Genomic DNA, 17,970 nt, shown 5'->3' with positions numbered 1-17,970 from the left:
GAAAAAGGATTAATCCGAAAATTAGCTGTGCTATAGGTACAGCTCTGTAATTGGCTTAAAAAAAGTATCTCATGAGAATTGGTGGATTATTTTTAGCTTAAGGAATCTTTAACACTTTCCCGAAATCATGAAAAGAATATCCTTAGCCCTATTTTTTATTTCCATTGCTTTTTTCGCTCAAAGTCAAACCGTCAACCTCTTTGATGGAAAAAGTCTAGCTGGTTGGTATATGGATGTTCCGGATCTGCAGGCGGATAGTTCTTTACGCATTCCATTTATTATTAGAGATGGTCTTTTGGTGAGCTTGGGTACTCCTCAGGGACACCTGATCTCCGAGGCTGAGTATGAAAATTACACATTGGAACTTGATTACCGCTTTGCTGGAGAGCCTGGGAATTGCGGGATTCTGGTTCATGCATCTACTACCACGAGCGCTTTACGGTATGTTTCCTAAGTCAATAGAAGTTCAGCTGATGCACAGTAATGCAGGAGATTTTTGGTGTATTGAGCAAAACATAGAAGTGGAGGATATGGAAGCCAGACGTGGACCAAAGGAGAATTGGGGTGTGAATGGCAAGAAACTGAGAAGAATAAAAAACCTCACCGATGATTCCGAAAAGCCCCTGGGCGAGTGGAATCATATCAAAATCCGCTGTGATGCCGATAAGGTCACTGTGTGGCTAAATGGTGATTTGGTCAATGATGGCTTTAATGCAACAGCTACCCGAGGTAAAATAGCCCTGCAAGCCGAAGGAGCAGAGGTAGAGTTTAAAAATGTGATGCTGACAAAGCTTTAACCTTACACGACAGTACCTTAATCAATAGAAATAGTGGGTATGAAGTCCTGAAAATGTATACCTTAGAAAGAGTTATGCAGTCTTGAAAAGGCTTATAGATGTAGTTTAATTTGTTTTTTTAGCTTAAAATCTAAGAGTATGAAAAAGTTTTTGTCCCTCATTTCTTGTTTCATTTTTATTTCTTTTGCTGCAATCGCACAGCAAGAAGAGTTACTGTTTGATTCAGAAGATATCTTAGAGGTTAGCATGAAGTTTTCAGTGAAAAAACTTCGCAATGAAACCAATGATACCACATTATTGGATTCTTTTTTAGTTTATACCACCCCAGCTGGGACCCAAGATACCTTGGGTGTGGGGCTTAGGGTCAGAGGAAACTTCCGTCGGGAAAATTGTTTTTATCCCCCCGTCAGAATGAGGCTAAATAAGAAAGAAGGAAAAGGTAATATTTTTGATGGCAGCAGGAATTTGAAAATAGTTTTTCCTTGTGCCACTAATAATAATGCTGAGACATTTATAGTAAAAGAATATCTCTGCTACCAACTCTATGAAGAAGTGAGTCAATACACGTTTAAGACACGGATGATCCGGATCAACTTTCAAAACGAAGACGATAAAAAGGCTCGTACTGAGCAATTTTTGGCGTTTTTGATTGAAGATGACGATAAGGTTGCCGAGCGTTTTGATGCTGAGGTGTTGGAAAATAAGAAAGTAGCAGGGACTTTTTTAGAGGATTCTCCGAGCAGTTCGTCATGATCTATTTCAATACATGATTGGTAACACAGACTGGTCGAGTCTATACCAGCATAACATGAAAATTTTGAAGCTGGACTCGAAAACTGCAATTCCCCTGGCCTACGATTTTGACATGACCGGCATGGTAAAGCCACCTTATGCGCAGGTCAGTAGTTTAGTTGATATCAAGGATGTGAGCCAAAGATTGTATAGAGGGTTTTGTAGGGATGAGGAACTAATGAATGCTATAAGAGATGAGTTTTTGAGCAAAGAGCAGGTTCTTTTGGATAATATTCAGCAGCTGGCACATTTGGTGTCTGATCAGGAGGTTAGGAATATGACTAATTATATGGAAGAGTTTTTTGATGTGATGAAAGACGATCGACTATTTAAAATCAATATTTTATCTGCCTGCAGAACCTCCGAGTAGTTTTTCTAGTTGATCAATGACTAGAAAGGTAAAATTGATTAAATGGCTTTTATTTTCTGCTAGTCTATACTGATTAATTAAAGACAAAAAGCACCAGTAACCACCGATTTTAATGGCTTGGAAAAAAGAGAAAACAGAGGAGCAAGTTGCTGAAGAGCATCAGAAAGAGATTGATAAAGAACTGCGAAACTCAAAGTCTAAAAGCGCAGACTCATTAAAAACGCATGGTGAGATATTGCGTGATCAGATTATCGATGCGCTGGAGACCTATGACAAAAGCTACCAAAGTTTGTTTACCAGTTCGCTCACTGCCGGGCTGGAGATTGGTTTTAGTTATTTGATGCTTTGCACCTTGTATTTCTTTCTCATTGGCAAGGTGGAGGACTCTTCCATAATTAGAATTGCCGCATTGGTCTATCCACTTGGTTTTATTTTGGTGGTATTGGGGCAAAGCATACTTTTCACTGAGCAGACGGCACTTCTTACCCTTCCTGTATTGAACAAAAAGCGCAGTATAGGTAGTATGCTGAAACTGTGGGGAGTGGTGATCTCGGGTAATCTGGTGGGAGGTTATATTATGTCGGGTATTCTCCTGTGGCTCGGGCCTCATTTAGGGATTTTTGACAGGGACGTAGTTGTGGAGATTGCGAAGCATGTACTGCATGTGAAGATGCAGGTGGTATTCGTCAGCGCTATTCTTGCGGGCTGGTTGATGGGCTTGCTATCATGGTTGCTGGCTTCTTCCAGAGACACGATAAGTAGGATTGTAATGATTTTTGTGATCACCGCAGTAATGTCTTTTACAGGGTTGCACCATAGCATTATCGGCAGTGTAGAAGTGTTTTCCGGTATGTTGAGTTCTCCTGATATCAGCTTTTGGGATTACCTCTCTTTTCAAAGCACGGCTTTGGTTGGTAACGCATTTGGCGGGGCCACTTTTGTAGCCTTGCTGAAGTACAGGGCCTTTGTATTCAATATTGTAGCAAAGAACTGAGTTAAGGAATATTAACTTAGGTAGTTAGTTTGTGCTAATTATATTCAGGGATGAAAAGACTTTTACTTCCCTTAGTTGTCATGCTGTGTTATTTTTCTTGTGGCCAAAGAGAGCAGACTAGCTCGATAAAAGCTGATGATTTTCATTTTGAAATCGTTGATTCACTCCAGATTGATTACTTGGGTAACCTGAGGATATTAGATTACGAACCTGAAAGCAAAAGTTATTTGGCTAAAGGAAATCGTGATATGGAATTCATGATCTTAGATAAGGATGGAATGATAAAATCAACTCTTGATTTCCCTTCTGATGGACCATACGCATTGAATGGATGGTTAAACCCGATTGGATTGAGAGATGGGAAGATAGAATTTCATTCCATGAATCAAGGTTTTTTTAGATACGACTTGAATGGAAATAGAATTTGGCAGTATAAGTTGCCGTTTGATTATTTCTATATCAATGGATTGTCTGGTGACCCAATTTACCCTTTGGGTAATGAGATTGCCTTTATCCGCCCTGAACGTGGAGAGATGGATTGGGATGAAGGTTATAAATCACTTTTTGAGGGAGTTTATTCCAAGCCTATTTTAGAAGTAATCGATACAGTTTCAAATGTTAGTCGGGAGACCATGCCATTTCCTCCCAATTCAATGTATAGCGATGGGAACTTCTATTTTTGGATGTTTCCAACCGTCATCAGAACTGGTACGGAATGGATTCTTTATTTCAGGAATGAAATGAAATTCTGGGTGTACACCGAAAAGGAAGGTGAGGTCAATTTCCAAAAAGAAGTGAGTCTCGAAGTGAATGATGCTGTTCAGCCTGTTGGCGTTCCATTCGAACAAGAACAAGATTATAGAGAATTGACAAAGATTAATTTCCCAGGGACTATCCAGAAAATTTACAGATCAACCAACAGTACAATTGTAATTTACAACAAGGGAATTATAGAGAGTTTGGCAAGCCAATATGATAGGGATGAATCTTCAGGGCGTTTAGAAATAGAAAAGTTGAAAAAGAACTATGTGGCTGTATACGATGCTAATTTTAACTTGCTTCAAAATGATATCTCAGTTCCTCAGGGCTTGATATTCACTAGTATTCTGACTGAAGACGACGAGATTTTAGCGCTAAAGCATCCTGACTTTTTTGAGACTGAAGATGATTTTGTAACCTACTATAAACTGAAACTTTTAAATTAGGTGCATGAGAAAAAATCGTTTCATTTTATTTCTTCTTTTTGGCAGTTTGAGCTTATTGGTGAGTTGCGGATCAGAGTCTGATAACAACACAACTCCTCAGGAATTGGTTTCTGATGGACAGCTGGTTTCCCTACCTATAGATAGTCAGACTTCGAATGTAAGCGCAGGTTTGGCGCCGTTTCAGGATGAAAATAACTTGTGGTTATTCAATGTGAATCACACGAATAACGAGATTCAACTTTACGATTTGGAATCCAAAAAAATGGAGAAGAGAATTGTCTTCGATGTAGAAGGGTCGGAGGGAGTTGGTTTCATTCAGGGCATTCATGTAGAGAGTTTGGATAGCATTTTTCTTTTTGACTTTCCATCCAGAAACCTTCATCTTGTCGATACCAGTGGAGCTGTTATCGACAAAATTAAGTATGAGCCACCTGTTGGACATAGTCCAGCTTTCATTCATAATGCACATTTTATTACTGATCCAATCTTGTCTGGTAATCAATTACTTGTAAAAACAAGGCCTGAAGTTGAATTGGCTAAGGTGAAGAGGGAGGATCTTATTGATAAAAAACTAACCTATTCAATTGATCTTAAATCAGGCGCAGCTAGACTTTCAGGAATGAGGTATCCAGAAGATTATCTTGCAGAAGGTGTAAAGCAATTGGATTTTAGTATGGCTAGAGCGGGCGATAAACTAGTCTATTCCTTCATATCTGATCATAAGTTGTATGTCTCTGATTTGAAAGGGAATCCTAAGGACACTGTTCAAGCAAAAAGTCAATTCTTGACTGCCGGCTTCGAAACTCTTTCTGACGTAACAAATAGAATAGCAACTCAAAAGTTCTTATACGCCTCAGATCGCTACGAGCGCCTATTATATGATGAATATAGAGGAGTTTTTTACCGCTTTGTCTTTCCAAAAATAGAAGTCCAAAATATAGAGGAAATCAATCAACTCAGAAGATTTCCACGGAAGTTTTCCGTGATGATTTTAGATAAAGATTTAAATGTGTTAGGCGAAACTCTGATGCCAGATAATACCTACTTCCCTGCAAATTCCTTCGTGAGCAAGGATGGACTTTTTATCTCAATCTCTCATCCAGACAATCCTTCAAACGAAGAAGATCTGATGAGTTTTGAGGTGTTTAAACTGAAGGAAGTGGAGTGAGGTAGGATGTTTGGTGACCGATGCCGGATGGCCGATGCTAGATGTATGAAGCTTGATGTCCGGAGGAAAAGCTGGGAGACGGGAGACCGAAGACAGAATTAGCCTCCTTCAAAACGCTTAGCTAAATCTTTAATGCTTGCGTCTTTTTGACCAAAAAAAAAGTAAGCTAAATAGGAAATGGTTAACACTAAAATTGACGATACTTCGGTCTCCTGTCTTTGGTCTTCAGGCTTTTCTACTTCAACTTCACCAGCGGATAGTTCAATCCATTCACTAAGTTTTTTACTACTACATATTTGTCCAAATTCTTGAATAACTCTGTGAGGTTACGGAAGCCATAGGATCTGGGGTCAAAACTGGGGTCGATTTTTCTCAACGATGCCCCGATCTTGGCAATGTGGATTTCCTCTTCTTCATCCGAAGAGATTTCAAATGCCTTGTCAATGATGCTTAGATCCAGTTCCGCGGTTTCTTTCTCAGGTAGTTCTTTTTTGATTTCCTCGTTCACGACCACATTCTTGCGCGTGGTGGGGGTTTGTGATTTCTCTGCTTTTTTAGCAGTTGATTTTGGCTTTTCCGCAGGCAAAAGGTTTTCTGCATAGGTGAAAATTTCGCAAGACTGCACAAAGGCTTTTGGAGTAATCCTGCGTCCAATTCCCATCACAAACATGCCTTCTTCACGGATTCTCTTAGCCAAACCTGTGTAATCTGAATCCGAGGAAACGATGCAAAAACCGTCCACACTGCCGCTGTGCAGGATGTCCATCGCATCGATGATCATGGAGCTATCCGTAGAGTTTTTGCCGGTGGTGTAGGAGAATTTCTGGATAGGACTGAAAGAATGAAGGTTAATCATTTCCTTCCAGCTGTTCATATGTGGTGTGGTCCAGTCACCGTAGATTCTACGGATGGTGGCCTTGCCGTATTTGGAAACCTCTTCGAGAATTTCCTTAATCAATTTTGCTTGTGCATTATCCCCGTCTATGAGGACGGCGATGTTGAATTTGTTGTTATTCATGTATAAAAATATAAGTTATTGCCCTTAAGGTAGCAATTAGTACGCCGAGGTTGGAAATTGGAAAGGAAACATTAGGAAAGAGAGGTGTGATTAGCAGTATTTTTCCTTGTCTTATGATTCCGGAAGGGGAGAGAGACTGTATTGCTGTTGTCCGGGATGACACGAACAACGGCGGAGCGATTGGGCTGTGTGTTGAACCTCTGTCGGCGTGGATTGTGTCTCGCAAACCACTTGACAATGGATTTGAATTACAAATTCTAGAAAAGAAAAAGATGTAGTTACTAACTAGTCCTGGTCCAGATCGTTGGTCTATGCTTAGCTCAACACTTATGTCCACGATAGGTGGGGGCGAAGTCAATGTTATTCTTCGTTGATAATGAGTAATTCGGTTTAATTGGATTTATATCTTCCGATTTTACCCGTAATAAGTATTACTGTTCCACCTCCAATGAAACACCCCAGAAGAAAGGCGCTCCAATCATTATGAGGCAGGAAATAGATTGAAATGCCCATGGCTATAAGTACTAATCCTAAAATTCTTATTTTATTCATGCTGATTTGCGGCTTGAGTAGAAGTTAAATTACAACATTTTTTAAATAGCGGGATACTATTGCTGTTGTCCGGGATGACACGAACAACGGCGGAGCGATTGGGCTGTGTGTTGAACCACTGTCGCTATGGATTGTGTCTCACAAACCACTTGATAATGGATTTGAATTACAAATTCTAGAAAAATTTAAAGTGTAGTTACTAACTCATCTAATGGAAGGCGCGGTCCACGCAAAGAGCGGTTACTCTTTTACCATGGGTTGCACCCATGGTTATTAATGGTTTGACCTCCTTCGGGGTCATGCTTTTAGTTCTAATATCAGCAGCATGACCACGGAGTGGTCCAACTTTTCAATAACCGCGGGTGCAACCCGTGGATACTTGCCTATTACCATCCTCCGGCAACCCTGAAGGGGTTGAACAATTTTGTTCTTGATTAAACAAAAAAAAGAGCGCCTCTCAGCACTCTCATTTAATATCTATTAGATTTCCTTACCCCAACTTCTCCTTAAAAAACCCAATCGTCCTTTCCCAAGCCAATGTCGCAGCCGCTTCATCGTAGCGAGGTGTGGTGTTATTGTGGAATCCGTGGTTTACATCTGGATAGATAAAAGCTTGATTTTCCACATTATTTTCATTCAATGCTTTTTCATACGCTGGCCAGCCGGCATTTACGCGTTCGTCCAGTCCTGCAAATTGTAGCATGAGTGGAGCTTTGATTTTTGCGGCCTCCTCTGCTGATGGCTGACCTCCGTAGAAAGGAACAGCAGCATTCAAGGTTGGAATGCGAACCGCCATCATATTGGAGATCCAGCCTCCGAAGCAGAATCCTACCACACCGATCTTGCCATTGCAGTCAGGGTGCGCTTTCAAATACTCATATGCAGCGATAAAGTCCTCCAGCATTTCATCCCGGTCTCGTTTGCTTTGCATTGCACGTCCTTCATCGTCATTGCCTGGATAGCCACCCAGTGGGGTGAGCGCATCGGGAGCCAAAGAAATAAAACCCGCTACAGCAGTTCTTCTTCCCACATCTTCAATGTATGGATTCAGACCTCGGTTCTCATGGACCACTACCACTCCAGGTACTTTACCTTTCATTCCGGCAGGAGTCGAAAGCAATCCCTTGATCTTGCCTCCACCTTTTGGAGAATCGTAGGTGATGTAGTTTGATTCCAAGCGAGGATCATCTGCTTTGATGGTACGGGTGTCTTCATAGTTTGGCATCATCGCACTCATAAGCGCAGCAACCGTTACGCCTCCTACGGCATAGGCGGATAGTTTTTCTATGAATTGCCTACGCTCCAGTTTGTTGTGTGCGTATGCATCGTATAGATCAAATACGCCTTGGTCTATGTCTTCTTTCTTTAATTCCTTCATTGTTATTGGTGTTATGGGTTGTAGTGTAATTTACATGAAATAAGTACAAAGTATCAAATATTAAGAACCAAGAACCAAGAACCAAGAGCCAAGAATCGAGAATCAAGACGATAGACGCAAGACATTAGAAATTAGATATAGAAAACCCTTTAACCCTTCGACCATCCACCTTTCAACCTTTCAACCTTTCCACTTTCCCACCTTTCAGCCTTCAAACTTCATACTTTAGATTTCATACTATTCTTCCGAACTTGCACGCACAAATCATTGACTATTCCCTTGGCTTCAAAAGTTCTATTCATCACCCCGCCTTTTACTCAGTTGAACACACCGTACCCAGCGACGGCTTATCTGAAAGGATACCTCAATCAAATCGGTGTGGCTTCTAATCAGGTGGATTTGGGAATTGAGGTGATCTTGCAGCTTTTTTCAAAGGCTGGATTGAATAGAATCTTCCAGGAGATAGAAGCTGATGAGTCGGAATTGTCTGATAATGTGGCTAGAATCCTGCGCCTGAAGGCAAATTACCTGCAAACCATAGATCCTGTGATTGCTTTTCTTCAGGATAGAAATCCTACGCTTGCCTATAGAATTGCTGAGGGAGATTACTTGCCTGAGGCCAGTAGATTCGAGCAATTGGATGATTTGGAATGGGCTTTTGGTACGCTGGGGATTCGGGATAAAGCCCGGTATTTCGCGACTCTTTATTTGGAAGATATCGGTGATTTGATTTCTGAGCAGATAGATCCGCATTTCGGCTTCAGCCGATACGCTGAGCGATTGGGAATGTCAGCCAATTCTTTTGATGAGATGCAGGAAGCACTGAATCAACCTTCCGGATTGATCGATGAGTTACTTTGTGATTTATTGGAGCAAAAGATACAGCAGTATCAACCTACTTCTGTTGCCTTTTCAGTGCCTTTCCCAGGAAATCTTTACGGGGCTTTCAAATGCGGGCAATACCTGAAAAAGCATCATCCAAACTTGGTACTTTGGATGGGTGGTGGATATCCCAATACAGAATTGCGCTCGCTGAAGGAACCGAGAGTTTTTGATTATATAGACTTTATCGTACTAGATGATGGAGAAGCACCGATTCGGTTGTTACTCGATCATTTGGATGGGAAGATACCTGTTGCTGAGCTGAAGCGAACCTTTACCCGAGTTGACGGTCAAGTGACTTTTTGCAATAATCACGCAGTAAAAGATGTGGCACAACGAGAAGTCGGTACACCGGATTACAGCGATTTAGTGATTCGGGATTACCTCTCTGTGATTGAAGTGGCAAACCCAATGCATAGACTTTGGTCGGATGGTCGTTGGAATAAGATGACCCTGGCGCACGGCTGCTACTGGGGAAAATGCACTTTTTGCGACGTGTCGCTGGATTACATTGGGAGATATGAGCCGATCACGGCTTCCATTTTGTGTGATCGCATAGAGGAGATTATCGCTCAGACGGGCGAAAATGGGTTCCACTTTGTAGATGAAGCGGCACCACCTGCTTTGATGCGGGATCTGGCGATAGAGATTCTTCGCAGAGAACTCTCTGTGGTTTGGTGGACAAATATCCGTTTTGAAAGCAGTTTTACGGCAGACCTTTGTCGTCTCTTCAGAGCTTCTGGATGTATTGCGGTTTCCGGAGGTTTGGAAGTCGCTTCTGATCGCTTGCTGGAGATGATCAAAAAGGGTGTGACCGTCTCTCAGGTAGCTCAGGTAACCAACCATTTTACCCAAGCAGGAATCATGGTTCATGCGTATTTGATGTATGGTTTTCCTACCCAGACGGCTCAGGAAACAATTGATTCTCTGGAAATGGTGCGACAGCTGATTCAGGCTGGAGTGATCCAATCCGGTTTCTGGCATCGTTTCGCCATGACTGCACATAGTCCAGTTGGTCTGGATCCAAAGTCTTTTGGAGCTATTAATCTCATGCCTAACGCAGGTACTTTTGCAAATAATGACCTGCCTCATGAAGATCCTACGGGTGCTGATCATGAAATTTTCGGTGAGGGCTTGCGCAAATCACTTTTCAATTACATGCATGGAGTCTGTTTCGATGTGCCGCTTCAGGATTGGTTTGAGACCAAAGTACCCAAAACTACTATTTCTAAGAATTACATAGCTCAAGAAATCAATAACGAGCCAGCTCCAGAATATAAAGATCGAAACAGAATTCTTTGGATAGGGGCTCAACCCGAGTTGCAGATTTTCGAAGAGGATGAGTTATCTGAGTTGATTTTTTCAGGGAAAAAGGAAGATTTCGCCATGGAGCTCCCGCTGGACTTGGGACGGTGGGTTGCTGATTTGCTAAGTACCGTTGGTTATGATCAAAAGCTCAATACTCTCAAGCCAATTCGGGAAAGCTATGAATCTCAATTTGGAGACTTTGAAGAAATGCTGGAATCCGAAGTCTGGGAAATCCTGAGAGAGCAAGGATTGTTGGTGTTTTAATAGCTTTGATTACTGATCGTGCCGTTGGCACTCTAGCAGTATCATTGGTCTCATTTCTTTAACCCAGAATTGTATTCTGGGCTTTTACGGCCTTGCCTTTGGCAAGTGGCATTATCAACGTATTTTTTTGTGCTAACGGTACAATCTGTAGTAGCCCCGAATACAGCGAAGCGAATTTTGGGGAAAGAATAAGTGAAAGTCACCCAAGATTGCCAACGGCACGATCTGTATTAACAGAGTCCATTCAAGAAATTTTTCATTTTCCCAATTCGGGAAATGGATCTTGTCTCAAAACGGGAATATCTTACCCAAAGAAAAAACGGAAAGCTATCAGGAAGTGCATGATTGGCATAGTAGGGAAGGTTGTATAGATGTTTTGAAACAAAAAATTGCTATGGCACAACTTGTGAATTGTTGCCATAGCAATCATTTTAACTACTAAACTTTCCCCTTCATGAACAATCTTTTCAAAGGACTAATCGCAGGCTACGGAGCTTACAAACTAGGCGGAGGTTGCCTAGAACCATCTTGGTATTTGTGATCATCTTTATGCTACTAGGGCAGTGTAGCTAAGAGGATACTCCACCACCAACTTTAAACCACTTTTCCCATTTGAGGATCTGAAATGCTGTCTTTTCCGGTTTCCAACCTTCCGGCGTAGGTAAATTTCAGATCCTTATTTTCTTTATCCGCAAGGGTGATCTGATACCATCCTTTGTGCTTTTTTGTATCGACTTTGAGACTAGTTTTCTCACCAGCAGGCAGCTTAATTTCCTTCGTGAGCTTTAGGTAAATCTCGTCCTTTACAAATAGTGTTAGACTGGAAGCCGAAGTGTTTTTAATTGTCAGTTCTAGCTCTTCGGTAGCTTTATTGTTTTTGAAAACTGGTTTAGCGCTAAATTCTACTTTCTGCGAAGGATTTGAGCCTTTGAATTCCCTGTAGAAACCATTTGGCCCATAGACACGAAGGTGATATAGGCTATTTTCGAATTCGGAAACTGGCCACTCGTAGCTAATGCTATCCCCAGACTTCACGGCAAATGCCCAAGTTTTCACCGGCTCAAACGCTTTCGTCTCCTGATTCCAATAGTTGCCAGGTGCATAGACGTTGAAAGCCGAACCTAATGCCTTATCACCAAACACCTCTTGGGATGCATTAAATGTGATGATGAATTTCTTGCCGTCTTTGCTAACTTTTCCATCCGCATGTAAATCGTACTTCAAGCTATTGGAAGGCTTGGTGCCTGGTTCCTGTGCCGCGAAAACAGTAGAATTCGCTTGGTTCTGAGCTTCTTTCTTAGCCTCCTCTGGAGTTAGCTTTTTAAAGTTGGTGGGAATGTTCTTGAATTTCGCATTGTAGATCTGCTTGACGAACTCTTCTTGGTCTATAGGATCAGCATGTTTTATCTTCTCCCCATTGTAAGGTCGGAAAGCCGAAGTCAAATCTCCGCTTACTGTTCTTCTCCAAGAGCTGATATTCGTCTCCTCTATCTTTTTTCCTGTCTTTTTCGAGAGGAAAGTTTCCAGAAACTGTAGGGTAGAAGTGATGTCGCAAACTTCAGAGTTGACCCAGCCACCGCGAGACCAAGGGGATGCGATGATTAACGGTACTCTATATCCAAGCCCAACTGGGCTGGTTCTCGCGTTTTCAGGTTTGAATCCGTCGCGGATTTCTTCCTCGGCTGTCACGTATTCTCCAATGCTGGAAAGTCCTTCGGACATTTTCCCATTAGGAGAATGTGGATTTGGTGGGACAAAAGGAGGGATGTGATCGAAATACCCGTCATTCTCATCGTAATTGATGATGAAGATCGTCTTTTTCCATACCTCAGGATCCTCGGTGAGTATGTTCATGATTTCCGAAGCATACCAAGCGCCATACCATGGCGCGCTAGGGTGATCAGAGAATTTTTGCGGAGCGACCATCCAAGAGACAGTAGGAAGTGTTCCTTCTTTTACGTCTTTTCGGAATTGATGCAAAATATCTCCTTTTGGGATTAGCGTCTCGCGATCTTCTCCATTCTCTTGGTAAGAAAGTTTTTCCGTTTTATGATAATCAGGGTCGCCAGTATTTGTCTGAAAGGCCTTTTTATGCAGGTTTTTTGAGCGCTCTGAGAGTTTTTCAAACTCAGTAGCATTCCACTTTTTCAAGTAGATATTCAGGTAAGCCAAGCCATCTTCCTTTTCTTTCAATTCTTTTTGAAGCTCCTCGAGATTGGTTGGGTTACTTGCCAGTTTTACCTTGAGTGCTGCGATTTCGGCAGGAAGGGCCTTTTCTCTTGCCTGGAGAAAAGAGGTAATGTGCGGGATGAAAACCTGTATTGAACTGTGAAAACCACTCTAAGTTGTTGTCTGTGAAATTCGCCAGAAGTGACTCGTCTTCACCTTCCAATTCTGTGGTGATACTTAATTCATTTTGGTAGACCTTCCAAGAGATGTCATTTTCCTCCAATCGCTCAGGGAATGTCTTCCAATTCCCTTCTTTCCCATAGGTCAATTCCCCATTTCGGACTTTTGCTTTTTCCCCATCTTCTCCATGTGTTTTTCCTGTCCAGAAATAGCTCCTATTCGTGGTAGTTCCAGTTAGAGCTGCGCAAAAGTGCTGATCACAGACGGTGAAAGCATCTGCAAGTGCATAATAGAAAGGCAAATCTTCACGACTATAGAACCCCATTGTCAGTGGGATATTATAATGTTTTTTACCACTTTTTAGCCTCTATCCAATTGTTATATTTTCCGTCATTTCTGGCATCTACTTGATTTTCCCAAGAGTGAGGTAGTCGCCGCCGATCCAGGTTGCATTTGTGTCTTTGATGTCAAAGCGAAAAGGCGCAAAGCGATTTCCTTCTTTATCAGGCTGAAGCCAGACTGGGTTTTGGTCAGGAAGAGAAATAGCTCGGGGGTCATTGAATCCGCGCACACCTTTCATGGTGCCAAAGCAGTGATCAAAAGACCTGTTTTCTTGCATCAGCATCACCACGTGTTCGGCATCGTAAAAACTTGTTCCTGGCGCTGCTTGAATAGCCATTGCGCGTTGCACAGCCATAGGCATCGAGCTCCATATACTTGCTCCGCCTGTTACCAAGGCAGCTTTCTTTAAAAATTCTCTTCTTGAATCGTTCATTTCTTATTGATTTGAAGGATAAGTATAGGGACTTTTTCCATTTCCGATAAGTAATCAATGATTTCCTTTTTGTTATGAATTTGAGAGGAAATGGCTAATTTGAACTCTTTCAAAGACTTACCTCAGATCGGTAAATTATTTTGTAAATTCAGAACGAACAATTTTATTGAAATGGAAGAAATTTTGGAGCCTAAAAAAGATAAAACAGAAAGAGCAACTCAGACTTTTTTCCGTGTGACTTTCATGAATAATTGTAACCTGCTTCAGATCGCGGACAATAAAGCCAATATTGTAATCAGCATCAATGCGCTGGTGATTTCCTCAGTAGTTGCGATTATAGGCTACGGTACGCTGTCCCATCAATTTGATTACGAAAGGACAGTTACTTTGATACCAATTATGGTTTTGATTACTACTTGCTTGGTGTCTACTATCTTGGCGGTGCAGGCAGCTAGACCCAAATTTCTGGGTAAGAGAAAAAATAATGAAGAGGAAGTGAAGTCCAGCATGATGTTTTTTGGAGTTAGTTCCAACTTTACCCTTCAGGAATACCTCACAGAACTGGACGAAATCTTACCATCCAAAAAACAAGTTCAAGAGCAGATGGCTATTTCCTTATACTATCAAGGAAAGGTTTTAAATAGAAAATATAAGCTTTTGGCGCATGCCTACACTGTTTTTATCATTGGTTTGGCGATAGGAGTGATCACGTTTTTTATTTACTTAATCGCTTTGTAATATACTCGAAAGCGCACCATATCGCATTCACGTAAGTAACTAGTAACGCCCGTTTTTCACGCAAAGCTTTAACGAATCCCCTCCACATTTTCCCTAATCACCAAAGGTTCTCATGTGATAGTTTATGCTTGCGCAAATGCAAGAATCCAGATTTTAAGAATAAGGAAAGTAATATTAAGATGTTTTGTAAAAGTGGTATTTGCTATTGAGCAATGAATGGGGCTTATTTCAATTTTGTCATCAAAATAATTCCCGTAGACCAGTCCATTTTGGTCATACAAAAATCTTCTCGTGCTTCTAGAGTTGATACTAGCTTTTTTACTTTTTGGGCATGGCCGTCAGGCCAGTTTGGTTGCTCATTCATATCATCGATAATGTAGATGCCACCTATTTTCACCAATTCCAGCACCTTGTCCAAATCGCTGAATTTTCTGGTCATGCATCAGCAAAAATCAAATCAAATTTATCTCCTGAATAGTTGTTGATCCATTCAGAGCCGTCTTGACATAGGATATCTACTCTTGGATCTAGCATGAAAAAATGGCTCACTATTTCTGTGAGTTGCGGATCAGTGTCTATGGATATGATATTTCCACAATCGTCCATACCATCGGTCATCCAAGAAAGCGAAAGCCCAATTCCAGTCCCAAGTTCAAGGAAATTTCCGCAAGGTTTGCTCGCTACTAGTGATTTCAGTAGTGTACCTATGTAAATATCGGAAGGTTTATCAAAGCCTATTTCTTGACATTTTGCTTCAATAGTAGCATGTGCTCTAGGTCTATTAACAATTGCTGAAAGATTCATCTAATAAAAATTTTAAAGTTGGTAGAGTTCGAAGACCCAAAAAGTAACGTAAAAATCCGCTTTCGCGGATTTAAATTTAGTAAGTATATTTCACATATACTCTCTTTTGAAGACTTTGCTCATCAGGATTTAACAATGGAGGTGCAGGAGCTCCATCTGCATTGGTTCGCATCATTTCCATTTTAGCATAGGCCACAGGAATTGGGTGAGAATCCAATCTAGACTCTGTGTACTCGGATGGATTTGATTCCCAATGTCTGGGCGATGAGTTGTGCACGGCTTTCTGCATTTCTCAAGGCAGCAGCAAGCAATTCGTCTTCTAGAGACTTTTGAGTAGCCTCTGAGATCTGAAAATGAAGATTAAAGCCCATGTCTCCAGCTCCTTGGATAGACTCTACAATTTTCTGCAAATCTTCATTTTTGCTGTTAGTCACCACCCGTAAAGCTTGACGTGCTACATAGCCTGAATCCCGTTGTACACCACTTCGATAGATTCGATTCACATCTACGGAATAGTTGTCTGCAATTAATTTATAATCCTTGATTTTAGCTTTTTTCAAGGCGTCAGCGAGTAATTGCGTTTTCTTATTGATCACTGCAACGGCATCGGTAACTTTCATTGCTTTTTCTTCCAGATTAATTTGGAAAGTCGCTTCGTCTGGTGCGATCTTTTTTTCGCTAAACCCTTCCACCTCGATCAAAGGAATAGTCATATCGTCTTGCGCAAAAACTGGAACGGCTAAGAGTAAGGCGAATAGTATGGTTAAGTAATTTTTCATATCAGTTTGGTTAGTTACGACTACATGTATTCAAAATGGAAGCCAGTTTTATAAATCAAAGTGTCAATTAAGGGAAATTAAGGGAATGGGAATTCAAAACTCAATCTTCACTTATCATTTTCAACGTTGCCAACTTCCTAATTAAAAATTCCGAAATAAGAGATTCCTACTTCCAGTCCAGTGCTTCCATGGTGTTCAGCTCTGGGCCTCCACCTCGTTTGGCACTTCCAGCTGCCACATAGAGTTTGCCTTTGTAGTAGATCACTCCAGTGCCATGTCGCCCTCGATTCAAATCAGGAAGGCTTGACCATTCGCCGGTTCGAGTATCGAGAACTTCAACCTCTGCATGAGAGGATTCTTGCACTGTACTTTCACCATTCATCACCAGTAAATATTTTCCATTTCCAATGGATGAAGTGCCTCCTCTTGGGGTAGGCAAACCTGCCTCTACTGAATTCCAGGAATTAGTTTTGAAATCAAAGAAATCAACCTCGGGAATTATCAAATCCAGCACTTTTCCTATTTCGGCGTGAGAAGTTCTCCCGCCAGCTGCATAGATTTTATCCTCTACCAATACAGCCCCAAAATGATCTCTGGGTCTTGGTGCATCCGGAAGAACTGTCCATTGGCCTGTTTTGGTATCATACTCGTCAAACCACGGAACAAAGTCGGCATAATGTCCATCGACGATGCCGCATACCCAGGTAGATTTTATCACCACGAACTGTTACTCCAACTGAGCCTCTTCTCCTATCTTCAGGAATTTCGGCTCCCTGTCGCCATTCATTTGTTTTTGGATTGAAAATCAGAAAATGGGTCAATGGCGTTTCGTGAGGATATCCACCTGTTAAGGCTCCAATCACGTAGATTTCATTTTTGAATGAGATGGCTTGAAAATGATGGAATTCCATAGGAGCCATTGCCATTGTCTTCCACATGTTAGTTTTCGGATCGTATTCTTCAATAGGTTTTATCCCACGTCCGCCTAAAAGATAAAATTTACCATTGTTCTCTACAAAGGAATTTTCATGTCTTGGAAGGGGGAAGTTTTCTGTTTCTATAGTTGTCCAGTGATCCTTGGACTGAGAAAATGCTGATACAGCAATAAGGAGAAATGCTAGCGTGAAAAAGGATTTCATAGGATTGGGTCGTTTTATGGAGTTCAAATTACTGAATTTGGAATGGTTATTATAATAGTCCGGTGATCAACTTTCTTGCACCCTCCAGGAAAAACTCAGCGTACTCATAGTTAAAAAAAACGCCACTTGAACTTTCAAATGGCGTTGATTAAAATCCGAAATCATACATCGGAACCCCGAAATCGATTTACTTCTCCAGATCCAGAATATCTCCAATTTTATTGATTTCAGTCATATCATCAGACAGTCCTTGCCCGTCGCTTGCGGCAATTTTTTCGCGGAAAGCGCTCAAATTGGAGATGTATCCATCCAGTGCAGATAAGATATTGTCTTTGTTCTCAGTGAAAGTAGGTGACCACATTGCTGGACTTGACTTCGCTATGTCGAACTGTGGAGGCAAAGCCAGAACCCGCCATATCGAAGATGTTTTTCTCATCTGCCATTTTCTGCAAGACAGTTTTGCCCAGCATAAAAGAAGAAATATGCGAAAGGTGAGACACAAAAGCCAAGTGGCGGTCATGCTCCTCTGGATCCATAAATCTCAATTTTAGATTCAAGAGCATCAAATAGCTCATAAGCTTTCTCTTTCAGACTTAGGTCAGTTTGTTCCGCTCCAGCTCACAGATGATCATGACTTTGCGATCTAGCAAATAGGTGC

Annotated in this window: 16 protein-coding genes and 3 pseudogenes; 8 read left to right on the top strand and 11 right to left on the bottom strand. The window is 41.4% G+C overall.

The annotated features are described in order from the left end of the window. Window positions 1-127: 127 nt before the first annotated feature. The 6 genes and pseudogenes from AC0L6R_RS11720 to AC0L6R_RS11695 all read left to right on the top strand — a co-directional run bounded on the left by AC0L6R_RS11720 (window position 128) and on the right by AC0L6R_RS11695 (window position 5,326). Window positions 128-797: pseudogene (locus tag AC0L6R_RS11720) on the top strand (3-keto-disaccharide hydrolase). 138 nt (window positions 798-935) lie between these two features. Beyond that, a complete protein-coding gene (locus tag AC0L6R_RS11715; RefSeq protein WP_473271391.1) occupies window positions 936-1,550 on the top strand; it encodes a hypothetical protein in 615 nt (204 codons plus the stop codon). 55 nt (window positions 1,551-1,605) lie between these two features. Continuing rightward, the gene (locus tag AC0L6R_RS11710) at window positions 1,606-1,959 is read left to right on the top strand and encodes a hypothetical protein (RefSeq protein WP_473271390.1); all 354 of its coding nucleotides are present in this window, start codon (window positions 1,606-1,608) and stop codon (window positions 1,957-1,959) included. Between the two features lie 112 nt (window positions 1,960-2,071). Beyond that, window positions 2,072-2,953, top strand: coding sequence for a formate/nitrite transporter family protein (locus tag AC0L6R_RS11705; protein WP_283414552.1), 882 nt, complete (start codon window positions 2,072-2,074; stop codon window positions 2,951-2,953). Window positions 2,954-3,003: 50 nt separating this feature from the next. After that, window positions 3,004-4,158, top strand: coding sequence for a hypothetical protein (locus tag AC0L6R_RS11700; protein ID WP_473271388.1), 1,155 nt, complete (start codon window positions 3,004-3,006; stop codon window positions 4,156-4,158). Window positions 4,159-4,162: 4 nt separating this feature from the next. After that, entirely contained in the window at window positions 4,163-5,326 is a 1,164-nt protein-coding gene (locus AC0L6R_RS11695) for a DUF4221 family protein (protein WP_473271387.1), read from the top strand. Window positions 5,327-5,561: 235 nt separating this feature from the next. Here AC0L6R_RS11695 and AC0L6R_RS11690 read toward each other — a convergent pair whose 3' ends face one another. Together AC0L6R_RS11690 and AC0L6R_RS11685 are read right to left on the bottom strand one after the other, a co-directional pair. Next, on the bottom strand, window positions 5,562-6,344 hold the full coding sequence (locus AC0L6R_RS11690; RefSeq protein WP_473271386.1) for an NYN domain-containing protein: 783 nt from the start codon (window positions 6,342-6,344) through the stop codon (window positions 5,562-5,564). A 1,042-nt stretch (window positions 6,345-7,386) separates the two neighbouring features. After that, a complete protein-coding gene (locus tag AC0L6R_RS11685) occupies window positions 7,387-8,274 on the bottom strand; it encodes a dienelactone hydrolase family protein (RefSeq protein ID WP_473271384.1) in 888 nt (295 codons plus the stop codon). A gap of 279 nt (window positions 8,275-8,553) precedes the next feature. On the opposite strand from AC0L6R_RS11685, the gene AC0L6R_RS11680 reads away from it, so the two are divergent. Further along, window positions 8,554-10,728, top strand: a complete 2,175-nt coding sequence (locus AC0L6R_RS11680) for a B12-binding domain-containing radical SAM protein (RefSeq protein ID WP_473271382.1) — start codon at window positions 8,554-8,556, stop codon at window positions 10,726-10,728. A gap of 594 nt (window positions 10,729-11,322) precedes the next feature. Here the strand turns inward: AC0L6R_RS11680 and AC0L6R_RS11675 are convergent. Continuing rightward, window positions 11,323-12,921, bottom strand: a complete 1,599-nt coding sequence (locus AC0L6R_RS11675) for an alkaline phosphatase family protein (protein WP_473271381.1) — start codon at window positions 12,919-12,921, stop codon at window positions 11,323-11,325. A gap of 31 nt (window positions 12,922-12,952) precedes the next feature. After that, window positions 12,953-13,657, bottom strand: a pseudogene (locus AC0L6R_RS11670) (alkaline phosphatase family protein). A 285-nt stretch (window positions 13,658-13,942) separates the two neighbouring features. Between AC0L6R_RS11670 and AC0L6R_RS11665 the strand changes: the two are divergent. Beyond that, window positions 13,943-14,590 carry a Pycsar system effector family protein gene (locus tag AC0L6R_RS11665; protein WP_473271379.1) on the top strand — a complete coding sequence of 216 codons (648 nt, stop codon included), beginning with the start codon at window positions 13,943-13,945 and terminating at the stop codon, window positions 14,588-14,590. 223 nt (window positions 14,591-14,813) lie between these two features. Here AC0L6R_RS11665 and AC0L6R_RS11660 read toward each other — a convergent pair whose 3' ends face one another. The 7 genes and pseudogenes from AC0L6R_RS11660 to AC0L6R_RS11630 all read right to left on the bottom strand — a co-directional run bounded on the left by AC0L6R_RS11660 (window position 14,814) and on the right by AC0L6R_RS11630 (window position 17,848). Continuing rightward, window positions 14,814-15,029: an O-methyltransferase gene (locus tag AC0L6R_RS11660; RefSeq protein ID WP_473271378.1), complete on the bottom strand. Its 216-nt coding sequence runs from the start codon at window positions 15,027-15,029 to the stop codon at window positions 14,814-14,816. Further along, complete coding sequence (locus AC0L6R_RS11655) at window positions 15,026-15,394, bottom strand: O-methyltransferase (protein WP_473271377.1); 369 nt, start codon at window positions 15,392-15,394, stop codon at window positions 15,026-15,028. Before AC0L6R_RS11655 ends, AC0L6R_RS11660 begins: the two co-directional genes overlap by 4 nt. Window positions 15,395-15,470: 76 nt before the next feature. Continuing rightward, a complete protein-coding gene (locus AC0L6R_RS11650) occupies window positions 15,471-15,611 on the bottom strand; it encodes a hypothetical protein (protein WP_473271375.1) in 141 nt (46 codons plus the stop codon). A gap of 1 nt (window position 15,612) precedes the next feature. Beyond that, on the bottom strand, window positions 15,613-16,173 hold the full coding sequence (locus AC0L6R_RS11645; protein ID WP_473271374.1) for an SIMPL domain-containing protein: 561 nt from the start codon (window positions 16,171-16,173) through the stop codon (window positions 15,613-15,615). Window positions 16,174-16,339: 166 nt separating this feature from the next. Further along, complete coding sequence (locus AC0L6R_RS11640) at window positions 16,340-16,891, bottom strand: Kelch repeat-containing protein (protein ID WP_473271373.1); 552 nt, start codon at window positions 16,889-16,891, stop codon at window positions 16,340-16,342. Beyond that, entirely contained in the window at window positions 16,824-17,312 is a 489-nt protein-coding gene (locus tag AC0L6R_RS11635) for a Kelch repeat-containing protein (RefSeq protein WP_473271372.1), read from the bottom strand. Before AC0L6R_RS11635 ends, AC0L6R_RS11640 begins: the two co-directional genes overlap by 68 nt. Before the next feature lie 187 nt (window positions 17,313-17,499). Then, window positions 17,500-17,848: pseudogene (locus AC0L6R_RS11630) on the bottom strand (prephenate dehydrogenase dimerization domain-containing protein). Window positions 17,849-17,970 lie beyond the last annotated feature (122 nt).

The sequence above is a fragment of the Algoriphagus sp. 10J20-15 genome (assembly GCF_055809615.1).
The sequence above is the reverse complement of the archived record's forward strand: the minus strand, read 5'-3'. Positions and strand labels throughout refer to the sequence as shown.